19 protein-coding genes are annotated in these 17332 nt (G+C 37.6%); 5 read left to right on the forward strand and 14 right to left on the reverse strand.

All coding sequences use genetic code 11. The features are described from left to right. Nucleotides 1-112: 112 nt before the first annotated feature. The gene (locus ACH6EI_RS16985) at nt 113-1033 is read right to left on the reverse strand and encodes an oxidoreductase (protein WP_099330781.1); all 921 of its coding nucleotides are present in this window, start codon (nt 1031-1033) and stop codon (nt 113-115) included. Nucleotides 1034-1179: 146 nt separating this feature from the next. Then, nucleotides 1180-1551: a thiol-disulfide oxidoreductase DCC family protein gene (locus tag ACH6EI_RS16990; RefSeq protein ID WP_028413991.1), complete on the reverse strand. Its 372-nt coding sequence runs from the start codon at nt 1549-1551 to the stop codon at nt 1180-1182. A 419-nt stretch (nt 1552-1970) separates the two neighbouring features. Here ACH6EI_RS16990 and ACH6EI_RS16995 point away from each other — a divergent pair, with 419 nt between their 5' ends. Both ACH6EI_RS16995 and ACH6EI_RS17000 read left to right on the forward strand, forming a co-directional pair. Then, nucleotides 1971-3194, forward strand: a complete 1224-nt coding sequence (locus tag ACH6EI_RS16995) for an MFS transporter (RefSeq protein ID WP_028413992.1) — start codon at nt 1971-1973, stop codon at nt 3192-3194. 115 nt (nt 3195-3309) lie between these two features. Continuing rightward, nucleotides 3310-3474: a hypothetical protein gene (locus ACH6EI_RS17000; protein WP_167387311.1), complete on the forward strand. Its 165-nt coding sequence runs from the start codon at nt 3310-3312 to the stop codon at nt 3472-3474. A 36-nt stretch (nt 3475-3510) separates the two neighbouring features. Here ACH6EI_RS17000 and ACH6EI_RS17005 read toward each other — a convergent pair whose 3' ends face one another. The 9 genes from ACH6EI_RS17005 to ACH6EI_RS17045 form a co-directional block, all read right to left on the reverse strand. Further along, the gene (locus ACH6EI_RS17005; RefSeq protein ID WP_028413993.1) at nt 3511-4722 is read right to left on the reverse strand and encodes a sugar efflux transporter; all 1212 of its coding nucleotides are present in this window, start codon (nt 4720-4722) and stop codon (nt 3511-3513) included. A gap of 103 nt (nt 4723-4825) precedes the next feature. Then, nucleotides 4826-5734 carry a UTP--glucose-1-phosphate uridylyltransferase GalU gene (galU, locus tag ACH6EI_RS17010; RefSeq protein ID WP_099330780.1) on the reverse strand — a complete coding sequence of 303 codons (909 nt, stop codon included), beginning with the start codon at nt 5732-5734 and terminating at the stop codon, nt 4826-4828. A gap of 44 nt (nt 5735-5778) precedes the next feature. Continuing rightward, nucleotides 5779-6981: a macrolide family glycosyltransferase gene (locus ACH6EI_RS17015; RefSeq protein ID WP_033578469.1), complete on the reverse strand. Its 1203-nt coding sequence runs from the start codon at nt 6979-6981 to the stop codon at nt 5779-5781. A 287-nt stretch (nt 6982-7268) separates the two neighbouring features. Continuing rightward, the gene (locus tag ACH6EI_RS17020) at nt 7269-8774 is read right to left on the reverse strand and encodes a LysM peptidoglycan-binding domain-containing protein (protein WP_226313281.1); all 1506 of its coding nucleotides are present in this window, start codon (nt 8772-8774) and stop codon (nt 7269-7271) included. A gap of 157 nt (nt 8775-8931) precedes the next feature. Continuing rightward, nucleotides 8932-9153, reverse strand: coding sequence for a spore germination protein (locus ACH6EI_RS17025; protein WP_028413997.1), 222 nt, complete (start codon nt 9151-9153; stop codon nt 8932-8934). 84 nt (nt 9154-9237) lie between these two features. Then, entirely contained in the window at nt 9238-10092 is an 855-nt protein-coding gene (locus ACH6EI_RS17030; RefSeq protein WP_033578468.1) for a DUF1206 domain-containing protein, read from the reverse strand. Between the two features lie 35 nt (nt 10093-10127). Beyond that, nucleotides 10128-11630: a cardiolipin synthase gene (cls, locus tag ACH6EI_RS17035; protein ID WP_099330779.1), complete on the reverse strand. Its 1503-nt coding sequence runs from the start codon at nt 11628-11630 to the stop codon at nt 10128-10130. Nucleotides 11631-11890: 260 nt separating this feature from the next. Then, entirely contained in the window at nt 11891-12445 is a 555-nt protein-coding gene (locus ACH6EI_RS17040) for a hypothetical protein (RefSeq protein ID WP_048018517.1), read from the reverse strand. Nucleotides 12446-12602: 157 nt separating this feature from the next. Continuing rightward, nucleotides 12603-12998, reverse strand: coding sequence for a ribosomal maturation YjgA family protein (locus ACH6EI_RS17045; RefSeq protein ID WP_099330778.1), 396 nt, complete (start codon nt 12996-12998; stop codon nt 12603-12605). Nucleotides 12999-13217: 219 nt separating this feature from the next. Between ACH6EI_RS17045 and desA the strand changes: the two genes are divergently transcribed. The 3 genes from desA to ACH6EI_RS17060 all read left to right on the forward strand — a co-directional run bounded on the left by desA (nt 13218) and on the right by ACH6EI_RS17060 (nt 16115). Next, nucleotides 13218-14261: a Delta(5) desaturase DesA gene (gene desA / locus ACH6EI_RS17050; protein ID WP_028414002.1), complete on the forward strand. Its 1044-nt coding sequence runs from the start codon at nt 13218-13220 to the stop codon at nt 14259-14261. A 112-nt stretch (nt 14262-14373) separates the two neighbouring features. Then, the gene (locus ACH6EI_RS17055) at nt 14374-15516 is read left to right on the forward strand and encodes a sensor histidine kinase (RefSeq protein ID WP_028414003.1); all 1143 of its coding nucleotides are present in this window, start codon (nt 14374-14376) and stop codon (nt 15514-15516) included. Beyond that, on the forward strand, nt 15513-16115 hold the full coding sequence (locus ACH6EI_RS17060; protein ID WP_013056197.1) for a response regulator transcription factor: 603 nt from the start codon (nt 15513-15515) through the stop codon (nt 16113-16115). Before ACH6EI_RS17055 ends, ACH6EI_RS17060 begins: the two co-directional genes overlap by 4 nt. A 33-nt stretch (nt 16116-16148) precedes the next feature. Here the strand turns inward: ACH6EI_RS17060 and ACH6EI_RS17065 are convergent, their stop codons facing one another. The 3 genes from ACH6EI_RS17065 to ACH6EI_RS17075 form a co-directional block, all read right to left on the reverse strand. Continuing rightward, the gene (locus tag ACH6EI_RS17065; RefSeq protein ID WP_028414004.1) at nt 16149-16673 is read right to left on the reverse strand and encodes a cupin domain-containing protein; all 525 of its coding nucleotides are present in this window, start codon (nt 16671-16673) and stop codon (nt 16149-16151) included. Nucleotides 16674-16800: 127 nt separating this feature from the next. Then, nucleotides 16801-16983, reverse strand: a complete 183-nt coding sequence (locus tag ACH6EI_RS17070) for a hypothetical protein (RefSeq protein WP_028414005.1) — start codon at nt 16981-16983, stop codon at nt 16801-16803. A gap of 29 nt (nt 16984-17012) precedes the next feature. Continuing rightward, complete coding sequence (locus ACH6EI_RS17075; protein ID WP_028414006.1) at nt 17013-17330, reverse strand: hypothetical protein; 318 nt, start codon at nt 17328-17330, stop codon at nt 17013-17015. Nucleotides 17331-17332 lie beyond the last annotated feature (2 nt).

The raw sequence follows: 17332 nt of genomic DNA on the forward strand, positions 1-17332 counted from the left end.
TACGTTTACTTACCATTATGCTATCCAACATTCTTTTTTTTATTTAACCCGCTGATCTATAGTTTTTGAGCAACAAAAAAACAGCTCCGCACTTACAGAACTGTTTTTTATCTTAAGCACGAAACGAGTACTCAACACCTGTTAAGTCCTCAGATACGCTCCATAGTTTTTCCGCTACGTCCGGTTTAAATAAAACATCTCCCATCATATCTTTTACAGGATATCCTTTTTTAGCATCTTTTCCGTCTGGCCCAATATATGTACCGCCTTCTATTGATTCAGTGGCTGCATAAAGAGTAGGCAGCGCGCCCATTTCTGCAGATTGACTAAATAGCTTGACTAAAAATTTCAACAAGCCGTTTGGTTCTTTTCCTGAACCGCGTGATAATAGGTTTGTATTTGAAATACCCGGATGTACAGCGGCACTAATTGTCGTTGATCCGGCTGCTTCTAAGCGAATTTGCAATTCTTTGGCAAACAATAGGTTGGCGAGTTTGCTTTGTCTATAGAACTTCATTGGACTGTAGCCTTTTTCTCCGTCGAGATTATCAAAATAGATTTCTCCAGAATTAGCGGCTATACTGCTTACCGTTACGACACGTGAATGTGGAGTGGCCGTTAGTAAAGGAAGCAGCAAGCCCGTAAGTGCAAAATGTCCTAAATGATTACAGCCAAACTGCAGTTCAAATCCGTCTTTCGTTTTGCTGTGAGGCGGCACCATCACGCCTGCATTATTAATGAGAAGATCCAAAGACGAGTATTGTTGAAGAAATTGATTGGCAAAATGCCGAATAGAGCTCAAGTCACTAAGATCTAATGACATAATAGTCACTTTAGCATTTCCGTTATCCGCTTTAATTCTTTTCTTAGCTTCTTTCCCTTTTGCTTCATTACGCACAGCAAGAATGATTTCTGCTCCGCGAGCTGCTAGAGCCTTTGCAGCTTCAAACCCAATACCGCTGTTTCCTCCCGTTATAAGGGCAGTTTTCCCCGTTAGATCAGGCATTCGTTCAGCTGTCCATTTTGTTGTCATATAAGTTCTCCCTTTCAGCTATAGCTGCTTTTCTAGAATTTACGCGTCTCGGTCACATACGTTTTTAGAAATTAAAGTATGTATAAATTATAATGTTTTCAAAACAAAAGGGACAAGCTTTTTAAAAGCTTGTCCTTTTTATATGTTTATGTGGTTCGCGGCGAATCGTAGCGCCCAAACCAGTCGTACCTGTTTGTGGATATCCATTTGTATAGCGGACTAAACGCTTTTTTCATTAATGGTAAATGCAGAAGCACGCCGATTGGACATGTAAGAGGCAAAACAGCTAAAAGCCGTCTTACCGTTTCAAATCCTGCTAATACTTCCCCTTTTTTGGTGACCATATGAATTTGATCATATAAGTCTCTTCCTTCTTCTTTTAAGTAGCTATACTCCGTTCGCTCAATGTATTGAACTGGAATCCACTGGATTTGGTTCGTCCAGTCCAGCGCTTTAATTATTTTTTTTACGTTGTAACATAAAGGACATTCCGCATCAAAAAATACTTTGTGCTTCATTGTTTCCACCTTTCTTCCCTTATTTCTTTTTCCTTAGTTTATAAATACCCTTTTCTCATTTTTAATAACCATCATTAAGAGGTACTTCTTGTGCAGCCTGGCTTTAAAGCGAACATTTTTTGTGGAGTTTCTTTTGTGAAGCCGCGAAAGAAGATAGGATTTTTTTATAAAATATCACTTTTTTGGTTTAAAGCGCTAAAAACATGTTAGAATAGATTTCATATTGATTTGAAGCACTAGATGCACGCATTTAGTCGCATACTAAAAAGAACTGAATAAATCCAATGATAAAAGGTAAAGGTAATGTCTTCATAAACTTATCATGGAAGTAGGTTTATAAATAACGATGAAAAAAGGAGGGCTGGGTGATTGCTTTTATCCATTTCATATAAGCTTTTTTACGTAAGGATGTGTAAACGATGAAAAATAAGTACATGCTGTCAGCTTCAGGTATGTATATTAACTATTTTCTACTTGGCATGGTCAATATCATGCTTGCATCAAATATGTCATTTTTGACAAAACAATTAAATACCGACGGTGCTGGAATCAGCTATATCATTTCTGCTATCGGAATTGGAAAATTGCTTTCATATTCTCTATCAGGCATCTTGTCTGATAAAGTCGGACGAAAACCTTTGATTATTGTTTCGTCTCTGACGATGGCTATTTTCTTAATTGGCATTCCATTATCGCCAAATTATCAAACAGCCTTTATCTTTGCCATTATTGCTGGTATTGCAAACTCTGCTATGGACGCTGGAACATACCCTGCTTTGATTGAAGTTTTTCCTAAATCTTCAGGTTCAGCCAGTGTTCTTGTAAAAGCATTTATATCAGCTGGAGCAGCGCTTCTGCCGTTTATGATTGCCTTTTTTGCGGATCGTGATTTGTTTTATGGGTATGCTTTTTTCCTTCCCGCTCTTATTTATTTACTAAATATGATCTTTATGTTCAAACTGCCTTTTCCCAATCATAAACGCGAACAGAATACAGTTCAACAGCAAAGTACAGAAGAGAATAAATTTATCTCTCCTCCTAACATGAAACAAGAAGGAATCGCTCTTATTGTGATTGGATTTACTTCTACAGCTCTGTTTACAGTGGCTCAAATTTGGCTTCCTACTTATGGTCAACAAGTATTAGGTATGGCTGAAAGCAGCTCGGTTCGCCTTTTAAGCTACTACAGCATCGGAGCTTTAATCTCTGTTTTAGTATTAGCCGTATTATTAAGCAAAGTGCTTCGTCCTGTAACGGTTATTCTCGTTTACCCGATGATTACCCTTATCGCTGTACTTACGCTTCTATTTGTTAAAGTACCTGCTATTGCAATTGCAGCTGCTTTTTTCATGGGATTTTCTACGGCTGGGGTCTTTCAATTAGCGATTACCGTTATGACTGAGCTTTTCTGGAACAAAAAAGGAACGGTTACAGGAATTGTAGCGACCGCTGCTGGATTAGCTGCAATTTTATTGCCTTTAGCAACAGGGCTCATGTCTAAAACGGGACATATTTCAATTATCTTTATCTTTGATGCGATGCTTTCAGTAGTAGGTATGGCGGCGGCGGCTTTTGTTAATTACCGCTACCGCAAAATTTTAAATAAAAAGCCCCGCGAACAAATTCAAGAAACAGCCTCATAAAAAAGAGGCTGGGGCAAAAGTATTTTAGAGAAAGTAAAAAAAACGAACCATTAATGAATGGTTCGTTTTTTGTTATGGTGAACGTATGTGTCATTTCTTTAGGTCCTTCTAGCAGTTGATTGGAGGGCAAGGCGAAGACTCCTGCGGGGAAAGTGGAACAGATGAGACCCCGCAAGGAGGCTCATCGGCCACCCGCGGAAAGCGAAGACTTGCATGGAAATCAACTGCGGTGTCACAAGCAGTGCAGCTCATGCATACTATTTGTTTGTCTTTAGATTAGATTAATTTGGTAATATCTCAACCTCTTCTTAACTTTTCAGCTCACTTCCTCAGCTGATTTTTGCTTCATCAATAGAAACATTACACCTGAAATAACCGCAAAAACAGCTAAAATGTAAAAAGTAGAAGGCAACGGAATCACACTAACTAGTGACCCCATAGCTAAGCTGCTGACAACTGCTGAAGTTTGTATAGCTGTCATATATGCCGTCGTGGCTAGTCCAATTTGACGCGGGGCCAGTGACTGAGCATACACCATGCCAACTCCCATTGTAGCGGATAGAATGAAAGCATAAAATACTTGAAGCGCAATTAATCCACTCAGCGGTAGATGAAGACTCGTTAAAATAAAATAAAGCACTTGGCAAGCTATTCCAATAATAAAGAATCGTTTAACGCCAATCTTATCAGAAAAATAGCCTCCTAATGGCATAAATACTAGCTCAAAAACAGATGTTACGGTAAAGAGAATACCTACAATCGAAACGGATTGCTTTAATGTATCTGTTACATACAGCGGCAAATACATAGAACGACCGGAGTCCCCCGCAAAAATGAAAAGAGCTGCTACGAATACAGCTATTAATACAGAAGGTATACCAGCTGGCGCTTTTGAAGATGCATGCGCTGAAGGTTGAGGCATACTGTCTTCTTTAAGCGCAAAAAGAACCCACACTAAAGTTGCCAGCGATAACAACCCTGATAGTAAAAATAAAAGAGTATACCCTCCGTGGTCAATGATTAAAGCTCCGAGCATCGGTCCAAAAATATAGCCTTGTGAAAATGCCATTCGCACAGTACCGGTAATCGTACCTGCCTGCGATTTACTTTCTTCCTTTTTAACAATAAAATCATTCAGCAGAGCAAAGAAAAAAGAAAACGCATTAAACCCTCCTATAGCAAGTAAAATGAGTGCTATTGTATAAGAATGCGTAAACGCTAAGGGAACTCTTGAAATGGTTCCAATCAGTAAGGCCCAAATAATAAATGGCTTTCGTTTTCCCCATTTGTCTGATAAAGAAGCCAAATAAAACGAGACGATTAAACCAAGAATGCTCATTGGGACAAATAAAAATCCTGCTTGAAACGAAGTGGCGTGCAATGTATTTGTTGCCCAAACCGTTAAATAAGGCATAAAGCCGCCAACAGACAACCCAATAATAAATAATGAAATAAAAATCGTTCGAAAATCCCGGTCTGTAAATACAATCTTTATGCCTGATACAAACGAATTTTCTGCTTTCGACATAAACTCATTTCAACCCTTTCTATCCAGCTGTCAAACGTTCCATTTTCGCAAAAAAACGCACCTTTCTTCAAGAAACAGTAGAAGAAAGGTGTGTAAATGAAGGTTATTTTCCAATTTGTACAGCAATTTTTTCTTTTTGTTCTTCCTTGTTGATCAGCTCTTTGAATTTAGTTAAAAGAGGTGCTTTTAATTCTTCATCTTTTAACGCAAAAGCAAGGGTCGTAAAAATAAAATCTAATTTTTCCCCTGCATCATAACGTTCGCCTTCGAATTCGTAAGCATAAATAGAACGGTCTATATTCATACACTGAATAGCATCCGTTAGCTGAATCTCCCCACCTTTTCCAGCTTCCTGCGTTTCAAGATAATCAAAAATGTCAGGTGTAAATACATAGCGTCCAATAATTCCTAAATTAGACGGAGCTTCTTCGACTGATGGTTTTTCTACAAAACCATTCACTTCGTATAATCGGTTTTTATTTGCTTTTGGATCTATAATCCCGTAACGATGAACGGCTTCTTCCTCTACGCGCTGCACGCCGATAACCGACGATCCCGTTTGGGTATACTGGTCAATCAGCTGTTTTAAACAAGGCTGATCTGGGTCTGTTAAGTCATCTCCAAGTAAAACTGCAAACGGTTCGTTTCCAATAAATTGTCGAGCACAGCCAATCGCATGGCCAAGGCCCTTCATTTCTTTTTGACGAACGTAATGAATATTCGCTAGTTCAGAGATATGCTCCATTTCCTCTAATAGTTCGGTCTTTCCTTTTTGATGAAGCAAGTGTTCTAATTGAATATTATGGTCAAAATGATTTTCAATCGCTTGTTTTCCGTTTCCTGTAACAATTAAAATATCTTCGATGCCTGATTTTAAGGCTTCTTCCACAATAAATTGAATGACGGGCTTATTTACAATTGGAAGCATTTCTTTTGGGATAGATTTTGTAACGGGTAAAAAACGAGTACCTAACCCTGCTGCTGGTATAACTGCTTTTTTTATAGTCTGCATATGATTTACTCCTCTCTGTTAGTTATCTAGCTGTCTTACATCTATTACGCTTTAACAGGCACCATCTTGAAAATTTCTTTCACACCTTGCTTGTATCCTCCCGCTGAGCGAAGTGATTCTCCGATTTGTTGTGCATGCTGTTTATATGTGTGAGTAGTTAAAACGTCGTTAACTGTATTTTTGATTAGCTCAGCAGATACATTATTTTTATCTAATTTCACGCCTGCTCCTAACTCCTGCACGCGATCGCCCACCATAAATTGATCCACTGCCATTGGAATAACGACAAGCGGTGTATCGTAGTATAATCCTTCACTGCTGCTGTTCATTCCGCCGTGAGTAATAAATAAATCTGCACGTTTTAAAATTTCTAGCTGCGGTACGTATTGTTTTACAACGAAGTTTTCTGGAATGTGTGCTAATTCTTCAGGTTTTGTATTTTTACCAATAGATAAAATAACTTTACCCTCAAAATCTTTTAATGCTTCTATACATAAGTTATAGATTTCTAGCTGCTGATTAAAAATAGTTCCCATAGAAACAAAAATAATTTTTTCATTTTCATTTTGTAAGTAAGAAGGATCTTCAATATCTAATCGTTTAACAATTGAAGGACCAATAAACTTGTACTCACTCGTAAATTCAGATACGTGCGGCTGAAAGAATTCTGACGTAAATATTAACGTAATATCCCCTGGATTTGACATAATGTCCATGGAGTCTTTTAACTCCGTATTATATTGGCTGTTGAACTTATTTAATGATTTTTCGAATTGAGGATAAAAGGAAGATTGGTCAGGTTCTGTTTGACCACTTGGCATCATACAAGTTGCTAACTCCTTATTTAACGCGAACGTCGTACAAAGAGAAACCTTTGGAAGCTGAAGAAGGTCGGCCACAGCGGAACCTGCTAAAAGGTGATAATCATAAAGTACATAATCATATGTTTCATGTTTCGTTTCACTCATAATTTTAGTAATAATATTTTCAGATTCATTTAAAAACAAATTCATTATTTCATAGCGGTCATAAGACTCTTCTTTGGTCATACGGTTGCTCATATCAAGACTTGGACGAAAATCTTCGTATTCACGAAATTCCGCTCCTGCTTTTCGGATTTTTTCAGCATAGTCTTCAATGCCGTAATAGACGACCTTCTCCCCTTGAGCCATTAATTCTTTTACAATTCCTAAAGAAGGGTTCACATGTCCTTCACCTGGAAAGCCTATTACTAATACATTTCCCATAACATCCATTCCTTTCACTTAGTTAATAATTAAATCACTTAATTATTCATTTGGTAAATTTATTGTATAGAAACTGAATTTACTATAAATTATCTTTATCGTAAAGTCATTAAGCGTTTTCAACTAAAAAAAGGTTAAATAGGCTCATTTTGGAATATAGTTATAAATTAACTCAAGAAAAACAAATATTGTAAAATTTATCTTGTTTGTAAATAGATGTATGCGCTTCAATATGATGAAAATAAAAAACACACCTAGCTACATTAAGCATAAGGTGTGTTTTTTATTTAGAAGTTATATAACTCCCATATATCTGATGTTTCTGAACCAATATACCAAGCTGCCGCCCCGCCTAAATGATAGTCATTAATTAATTTAACCCGGCGCTGCATAGATGCTTTGTCTTCGAGCCATATTTGATGCTTCGTACCATTTTCGGTGTATTCTACATAGTACTGAGAGGCTTGGCTGTCCCATTTTTTAGTTAACTTTTTAGAAGAGATAATTGCTTCGGCTTCTTTCATCGTTAAGTCTTTTGTGACAACTTTTTTGGTAGATAGATCCGTTTTCCATTCTCGCGTATAAAAAGGAACTCCCAGCAGGATTTTGTGTGCAGGTACATCTTTCATAAGAAGTTCTGTTCCTTCTTTCACCCAAGGCAGCGAAGCCACAGACCCTGGAACCTGACTTCCTCCCCAGTGTTCTTCATAACCCATCATAATGACGTAATCTGCCACTTGACCAATCTGTTTTCGATCAAAGCTTCCTGACCAAAACGGATCATTATTCTCTCGTGTTACGTCTACTGAAACGGTCATACCATGAGGCTTTAACGCTCCTTTTAATTCTTTAATAAATAAAACAAAATCTTGTTTGTTTTTGATATTAATATTTTCAAAGTCAACGTTAATACCGTCACTGTTTGTTTTCACAAGCGAACTTTCGACTGACGATACAAGCTTTTGCCGCTTTGCTTTATTGCCTAGGACGTCACTTGTCAGCACATCATCGAAATTGTTACCGATGAGCGGCCAGACTTTTTTGCCGTTTTTGTGAGCCGTTTGAACATACGATGGATTTATAGAAGATGAAACAACTTTGTCACTCCGCGTTAGCGTAAACCAGCGTGGTGAAACAACGTCTAAGTTCTTTTGTTTCATCGATTCTGCATAGCCTGCTGTTTTTTCATTAAAGCTCCAGCCCATAACTACTGGCTGATGCTTCTTTTGTGCTAAATCAGATTTTTTGATCCAGCCCTTTTTCCCTTCCAAAAGCTGTACTTGTACATAGTAATCAGGAATAATAAGCATTTGTCCAGGCTTAATATTTGTTGATGATAGCTGATTTAACTTTGTTAATTCAGTCGCTTTTACACCGTACTTTACAGAGATTTTCCAAAGCGTATCTCCTGATACTACTTTATGTAACAAGCCTTTTGGTGGTATTTTCAGCGTTTGCCCCGGAGTTAGCTCCGTCGTTTTTAGCTGATTTTGTTTTATTAGCTCGCTGACTGTTACACCATATTGTTTAGCTAGTAGCCATAGTGTATTTCCTGGCACTACTTTATGGGTGATAACTTGAGCTGCATCTCCCGCTTCAGATGAAATAGCAGGAAACTCTTCTCCTTTTTTCACTGTCTGAACAATCGAAGAATGCAAAGATGGAGAACGATACACATTTACATTATCACCTTTGACAGTGCCTACTGAAGAAGCAGCGTCTCCTTTACTTATTGGGGCCAATCCTCCACTGAAAAGACAGAGAATAAGTAGGCTCATACATATTTTCTTCATTTGATAATCTCGCCTCCCCACTTTTTGACATCACCTGTCTAGTTTACTACTCCTATAAGATAGAATCCTAGAGGTACATTGTGGTAAAGAAACGTTTGGGTATACGTCAAACTCAAATAAAAAAGCTTACCGTCCGATGACGATAAGCTTTCGTTTCTTATGCATTTCCCACTACATTTTGATCGTTAATATCCATATCAATTGTATTGGCGGTACTGGCACTGCTTGTAATATTCATAAAGTTTCCTGTGTTCCCGCTACCAGAACCGACTGTTGTAAAAGCTGTACTCTTTGGCTTAATAGCCAGACAATCACCAAACTCCACTGAAGATGAAACCAATACATTCGAGATATTTACGGCTCCTACTACCGATGGCATCTGCCTCTCCTCCTGTTCACTATCTATCTGCTATATGATATGAGCAGAAGGCTAAAAAGTAGCTTTTTCATCTTTTAAATTTTATTAAGGATCAATTCGTTTATACCTTGATTCTGCAAACATATATACTCCGTATGCCATAAGCCCGATTGATACGATAGCCAGCAGTACAGACCCAAAAGGACGCTGCGCTACTTCAGCAAGGGCTCCATCTAACCCTTTCGTTTCGTCTGGATCCGCTTGAAGAGCCGTGCGAATAAGAAAGAAGCCAATAATCCCAAAGACGATACTTCGAGCAATAATACCCGCTTTTCCAATATGCCCGCTCCATCGCCACTCTTCTTTTGACATTTCGTTTTTCTTTAGTTTTTTTAGGAAGCGTCCTGAAAGAGCCCAATATACTTGTCCAATCCCAAAGATAATAACGCCGATACCTGTAAGCGCAATGATGGTTTGCCCAAAGGGATAAGATAACAGCTTGGCTGATACCGTTTGATAATGCTTACCTGACGTATGAACGTGAGCATGAAGCAAAATTTTTATCGAACTCACACAAAGACTAATATAAAACGTGGCTACAACTAAATAGCCTAAACGAGTAAAAGCGCCTTTTACACCATGCCCAACGTGGTGAGGGTCAAAAATAGCAGAAATGATTTGCCAAAACGCATATCCACTTAAACCTACTGCCAAAACGATTAAAATTAAAAATCCAAACGGCTGCTTTGCAATTGTGTGTAGGGCCCCTTGAGAAGTAACTAAATCGCCTTTTAATCCGAAAGCTGTCTGAATCGCTAATATACCGATGACAAAATAGACCACACCTTGAGCTACATGACCAAACCGTGAAAAACGCACGACAAACGGCTTAGTGCGTTCTTTTAAGCGATGTAACTTTCGACCAAACGTATCTTTTTTAACAAATGGAGATTCACCCATACGTTTCCTCCTGCTTTTTGAAAACAAACTTTATTTTATAAAACACCTGAAAATAAGCGAGCAAATGACTCTTTCGAACGTTCTACTAAACTTCGCTTGTAAAATGCTACTGGTTTGATCAAATGACTGTCTTCCATATCTTCTTCGTAATTTTTAATGAGCGTTTGAATCGTCTCTCCCTCAATTAAAAATGCATTCACTTCAAAGTTCAGATGAAAACTTCTCATATCCATATTTGCGGTACCGACCGAAGCCATATCTCCGTCGATAATCACAATTTTTTGATGCAAAAATCCTTTTCTATACGAATATACTTCAATTCCACATCGAAGAAGTTCGGCAAAATATGATCTTGTTCCATATTGAGTCAGAAAGCCATCATTAATTTCCGGCACCATAATTCGTACTCCTACACCTTTTCTAGCCGCAATACGAAGAGCAGTTCTTATAGCTTCGTTTGGAACAAAATAGGGGGTAGAAATCCAAATTGACTTCGTCGCGCTTGTAATCATTGTATAATAATAGTCGCTCATATTTTCCTGCGTATCTGGCCCCGTCGCCACTACCTGAACGAACCCTTCTCCTTCAACACGATGAGGTTTTGTATACGCTTCATTATGAATTAAGCATTCTCCAGAAACGTATTCCCAGTCAAACATAAAAATTGAGTGCAGCGTTTGAACAGATTCACCTCTTAACATCAGGTGGGTATCTCGCCAAAAACCGATTTTTTTATTTTTCCCTAAGTACTCATCTCCTACATTTAGTCCTCCTACAAAACCTACTTCCCCGTCAATTACAACTATTTTACGGTGGTTTCGAAAGTTAAATTTTTGATTAAAAAATCCATACTTAATAGGTAAGAAAGGATGCACTTTAACATTCGATTTCTTCATTCGCTTAATATCTGAACCCGATAATGTAAAGCTTCCCATTGTATCAAACGTAAAGCGCACTTCTACACCTTCGCTTGCTTTTTTAATTAAAATATCAATGATTTCTTTTCCTAACGAATCTGAGTGAAACATGTAGTATTCCATATGAATAAAATGTTTGGCTGACTGCAAATGCTTTTTGATTTCGTTAAACGTTTCTTGCCCGTTCTTAAGGACGTAGGTTTTTGTATGAACATTCATCTTTGTCAAAGATACACATTGAAGATACTGAGCAAAGTAACGCTGATGAGATTGAAGCGTTGATAGATCAGGCGTCGTTTCTTTATCTGCCATCTTTCTAAGCATCTCTCGGTTATGCATACGCTTTTTTTTGAACATATGCCCCTTTAAATAGAGCTGTCCTGAATACAAATAAAAGAAAAAGCCTGCAACAGGGAAGAAAAAGAGGACATACATCCAAACCAACGTACTTTCAGGCGTTCGATTTTCAAGCATAAGTGAATACATACAAATGAAAATGATGACACCATATAATCCAACTAAGGCATACTTCCAATGAATATCAATAGAGGTAAAAAAGAAAGCATAAATTGAAAGTAAAATAATAAATAAAAAAATAAAGTCCAACCGGCGTTTTTTCATAAAAGCTCTCCTAAAAACAAACTGTATTGTATCACTTGCCTACCTTTCATATGAGGTAGTATATGGAATACACAGAATTCTTATCATGCATGCTACATAAAATGTACATATATTTGCACAAAAAGCAGTTTAGCCGCTTAAGCGACTAAACTGAACTACCTCAGACAAGCATCATTCATATACCTATACCCTGGATGGTAAAACAAAAAACCTCCTTACAGGGAGGTTTTTTCACTGGCTTTTCAAGCATCGATGCCTTTTTATGAGTTAGTATAACCAGACTCTTTTTCTTTTTTAGGCCAAACGAAATTAGAAAGAGATAATAAGAAATCAATTCCTACAATAACTGTCCAAACTTCCACTACATTTTGCAGCACGTTAGTTTTTCCATTTGGTACTATATACATCATCGCCGCTAAAAGAGCTGCCCCAATAGCATAAGCAAGAAGATGCTGTATCCATGATTTAAAATAATGCTTTGCATATTCTTTTCCATAGCGCTTACGAGGTTTTTCTGCACTTTTCATCACATAATATTGAAAGCGTTCATCTGCCCATTGAATCATACTTTTTCCAAAAGCGATCGAAATTCCAATATACACGGCTGCAATAGCGTGAGCATAAGTCGCTGTAGCACCTCCGTAAAGGTCTACGCCCGTCACAATCAGAAGAAAAAAATCAACAACAGGTGTTAAAGCTAAAATAAAAAAACTGAGCTTTTGTTTTTTAAACATATACCTTGTTGCTAATCCTAAAATGATGACTATCCAAAAAGCGATTTCACATGCAATAATCATCCAGGCTATTAAATTCAAATAATCCCCTCTCTTCCTCTCGTTCAACGAATAGATAATAGGTTTTAAATAAAAAATTTTATGCATAAGTTTATTTTTATGTATATACATCCTGCTTCATAACCCTACGGCTTATTCCATCCTCAGCTGAGTTCTAAGATTCATTGAAACGTATTTGCTAGGCGGGTCTTTTAAATCGATATCTATAATACTCCCAGCTCATTCCTACCGCGACTCCAATCGAATAGGCTAGTATATCGCTCCATAAGAAGCCATATCCCAAAATGAGCCCTCCTAGCGCAGTCTTTCTTATGTCATCAATCCAAGGAGCGTGATACAGCTGTGTAAATTCAATGAAGTAACAAAACACTATAGCAAACATACCAATTATTTTTGTCTTCCATGTAGGAAACAAAAAACCCGCACTGACAAAAATCATTAAGGCCCATAACGAATCTCCCGCATATATATTTACGATGTGAGGAAGATACGCAGTAAGTTTTCTTGATAATAGGCCTGCTCCCATGACAACAATAGCTAGAAGCAGGTATACCCATCTATTTCTTTTATTCATTTCAAACTCCTTTTTCTTAAATGCTCCGTCACAATAAGCCTTCACTGTATAATTTTATCAGAACCGCAAACTGTTAAATACCGCTTTTTTTCATTTTTTACAGCTTCCCCCTACGTATATATGACAAGTGTCATAGTTTCTATATGACACGTATGTCTTAAATAGTCAGAAAAATCCCTTTATACTGAGGATAATATACGGTGATGAAAGGAATTTCATATGACTATACAAAAACAAAAGAATTTACGAAAACAAGTTGCACCCTTTGAAAAAGCAGTAATGAAAGACAGCATAAGACAATTGATTAATACTTTTTTACCTTTTTTCACACTATGGTTTCTCGCTTATGAGAGCCTTTCAATTTCTTATTTTTTAGCATTTCCGCTAACTGTTATCGCAGCAGGGTTTTTAGTAAGAATATTCATTATTTTTCATGACTGTTGTCACTACTCTTTCTTTAAGAGTAGACAACACAATAAAATTCTCGGAACAATTACCGGTGTGTTAACGATGTTTCCTTACAGTCAATGGGGACATAGCCATGCCATTCACCATGCAACAAGCAGCAACTTAGATAAAAGAGGTACGGGTGACATTTGGGTGTTAACCGTAACGGAATATAAAGAAGCTTCTATTTGGAAAAAAATCGCTTACCGTATCTATCGCAACCCGTTCGTTATGTTCGGCGTGGGACCTATATATGTATTTTTGATTACAAACCGATTCAATCGAAAAAATGCGAAGAAAAAAGAGAGAATGAACACGTATCTTACAAATGTATTGATTGTTGCATTAGCAGCAGCGACCTGCTGGTTGGTAGGTTGGCAGGCGTTTGTATTAATCCAAGGACCGATTTTCTTCATTTCAGGTTCAATTGGAATTTGGCTGTTTTATGTACAGCATCAGTTTGAAGATTCTTATTTTGAAGAAGATGAGCACTGGGATTATGTAAAAGCAGCCGTTGAAGGAAGTTCATTTTACAAGCTTCCAAAACTTTTGCAATGGCTAACAGGCAATATCGGGTTTCACCACGTACATCATTTAAGCCCAAGAGTGCCCAACTATAAGCTTGAAGCTGTTCATCAACACACACAGCCTCTTCAAAATGTACCAACCATTACACTCGCAACAAGCCTTCGCTCTCTTCGATTCCGTTTATGGGATGAAGAAAACAAAATGTTTGTGAGCTTTAAAGAAATAAAAAAACGCTCAGCTGCACCAAAAGCAAGCAGAATTTCTTCTCAAACAAAAGCAGAACTTTAATAAAACAGTCAAGCTTTCAAAAGCTTGACTGTTTTATCTATTCGCCTAAACTTATTTCATTCTACTTTGTGGTAAACTAATAGTGTATTTTAACAAACAAATGAGGTTCTTTATGAAAAAATATACGTTTTTCCAAAAAATCACTGGGCTATCTCCTTACATATGGACGGTATTTGCCATTTTACCATTTTATTTTATCTTACAGTCTTCATCCATGAATCACATTATTCTTGGCTCTTTACTCACCATCTTATTTTTTATTTTCTATCGTTTTGCATTTGTTTCAACAGACAAGTCCGTTTACGTATGGACGGCTTTATTAATCGTCATTTCCTTAGCACTAACAACGATTTTTAATTATATTTACTTTGCCTTTTACTTCGCTTTTTTTATCGCTTATTTTATTGGAAATATCCAAAAACGGCTCGCTTTCTTCACTTTGTATGCTGTTCATTTGATCAGCACCGTTATTTCGGTAAACTTTAACGTTGTTATGCAAGAAGAGATCTTTTTAAAACAGCTGCCTTTCATTTTTGTAATTTCCATTAGTGTAATTGTACTGCCATTTAGCATTTATAACCGGAAGAAGCGAGACCGGCTGGAAGAACAGCTGGAAGATGCAAATAAACGTATTTCTGAGCTTGTAAAACAGGAAGAGCGCCAGCGTATAGCTCGCGACCTGCACGATACGCTAGGACAAAAGCTGTCTCTTATCGGTCTAAAAAGTGATTTAGCAAGAAAACTTATTGCAAAAGATCCTGAAAAAGCAAAATCTGAATTAAAAGATGTCCAGCAAACAGCGCGCACGGCTCTTAATGAAGTGAGAAAAATGGTTTCTCAAATGCGTGGAATTCGCCTTAGCGAAGAACTAAAACGCGTTCAAGAGCTTTTAGAAGCTGCCGAAATTACGTTTGTAGGAGAAAAGGATATTTCATTAGAGAATGTGTCTTTGCTAATTGAAAATATTCTGAGCATGTGCTTAAAAGAAGCCGTAACCAATGTGGTCAAACATAGTCAAGCCACCGTTTGCACGATTACTTTACATCAGTCTGCAAAAGAAGTAGGCATAACGGTAGAAGACAATGGAGTGGGTATTAATACGAAAAAAACCTGCTGGGAAGGAAACGGACTTTTAGGAATGAAAGAGCGGTTGGAGTTTGTAAACGGCCATCTTGATATCTCCAGTCAAGGGGGGACGATTATTCATATTACAGTTCCAAACATCGTCAAACATATTAAGGAGGAACAATTATGATTCGAATTGTCATTGCCGAAGATCAGCAAATGATGTTAGGAGCTTTAGGCTCTTTGTTAAATTTAGAAGATGACATGGAAGTTGTCGGAAAAGCTTCAAATGGGGAACAAGCGGTATCACTTGCTAAGCAGCACCAGCCAGACATATGCGTAATGGACATCGAGATGCCACTTAAAACTGGGCTTGAAGCTGCAGAGGAACTGAAAGATTTAAACTGCAAAGTCATCATTTTAACAACGTTCGCTCGCTCCGGCTATTTTCAAAGAGCTTTGAAAGCAGGCGTAAGTGGCTACTTGCTAAAAGATAGTCCAAGTGAAGAACTCGCAAATTCAATTCGAAGCGTGATGGCAGGCAGACGCCTCTATGCTCCAGAATTAGTGGATGACTTATATAGTGAATCTACCAGTCCTCTTACTGCTAGAGAGAAAGAAGTATTAGCTCTAGTAGCTGATGGAAAAAACACAAAGGAAATTGCTGACGAACTATCTATTAAGACCGGAACAGTGCGCAACTATATTTCTACCATTCTGGACAAACTCGAAGTAAAGAATCGCATTGAAGCCATTACTCGCTTTAAGGAAAAAGGATGGTTCAAATGAAAAAAGCATGCATCAAACCGAGATGCATGCTTTTTAATCATTTGGGAGTTTATCGTACCCTAATTTGTCGATGATCACGACATGCTCGGGGAATTCATCAAGCAGCTGCTGTTTTGTGAATAATTCAAAGTCACGGAAATCAAAGCCTGGTGCGACCATACACCCTACCAGGGAAAACGTATTCTCATTTGCGACAGAGGAACCGAAAATGGTATCTCTTGGAACTAAAAATTGAGGAACTTCTCCATTTTCTAAGTTTGTACCTAGTTTTACTTCTTGATAGGTTCCGTCGCGGTAGATAATATGAATGGTTAAAGAACTTCCCCCATGATAGTACCATAATTCATCTGATTGCAGCCGGTGGAAATGCGATACATCGTGAGACCTTAATAAAAAGTAAATACTCGTATATAGAAATCGTTTGTCATCAAACTGAGATGACACTTCTTTATCAGAAATTTCATCATTAGAACGATAGGTTTGTTTATAAAACCCTCCTTCTGGATGAGGCTGCAGCTCAAGCTTTGAAATCCAATATTCCCAATTATGTAAATCCATTACGTTCCTTCCCTTCCTTTTTTCTTTTATCATTAACTACATCATAGTAAATCATTCTTTCTAACACAACAAACGGCTTCATTATTCCATTAGGAAAATGAAGCCGCTTACCACCGGTATCTTATCATTACATCCTACCCTTTCTGTTAACACGGCTATATCTATACCTGCTAGAATGACAGCGATGAAATAAATACGTCATATACAAATCTAACTGAAATCGATCTCCCTCAATGAAACATTGAAACGGCTGTTCTTTATCTTGATAAATTTCCGCAGATGAACGCTGCTTAAACGGGACAATATTCATCTCTTTTCCCCCTCAGACAGATGTGCTTTTTAGTGTAAATGCTGATGACAAACGTAATATTTTTTGATAAAAGTGAGGGCTGCCTGTGCATCTTGAATGCCAAGCTTTTTACAAACGCCCGCTAACATGAGCAGTTTGTACATAACCAGCTTTTGATTATTGGTTGCCAGTACGTAATAAACAATCGTATTAGCAACTGCCCGCGGTAATCTTATTTTTTTCAACTCATATAACGCAGCAGACGAAGACATACCTGCTTCGTTTAAAATTTGCTCGGTTGTGTACGTCTCCAAATAGCGAGCAAGCTTTCTTTCTTTATTGTTAAATATACCTTTAGAATCGTTCATTT

It is taken from the genome of Priestia sp. JSM ZJ58, from assembly GCF_044383985.1.
In the GTDB taxonomy this organism is placed as follows: Bacteria; Bacillota; Bacilli; order Bacillales; family Bacillaceae_H; genus Priestia; species Priestia zanthoxyli.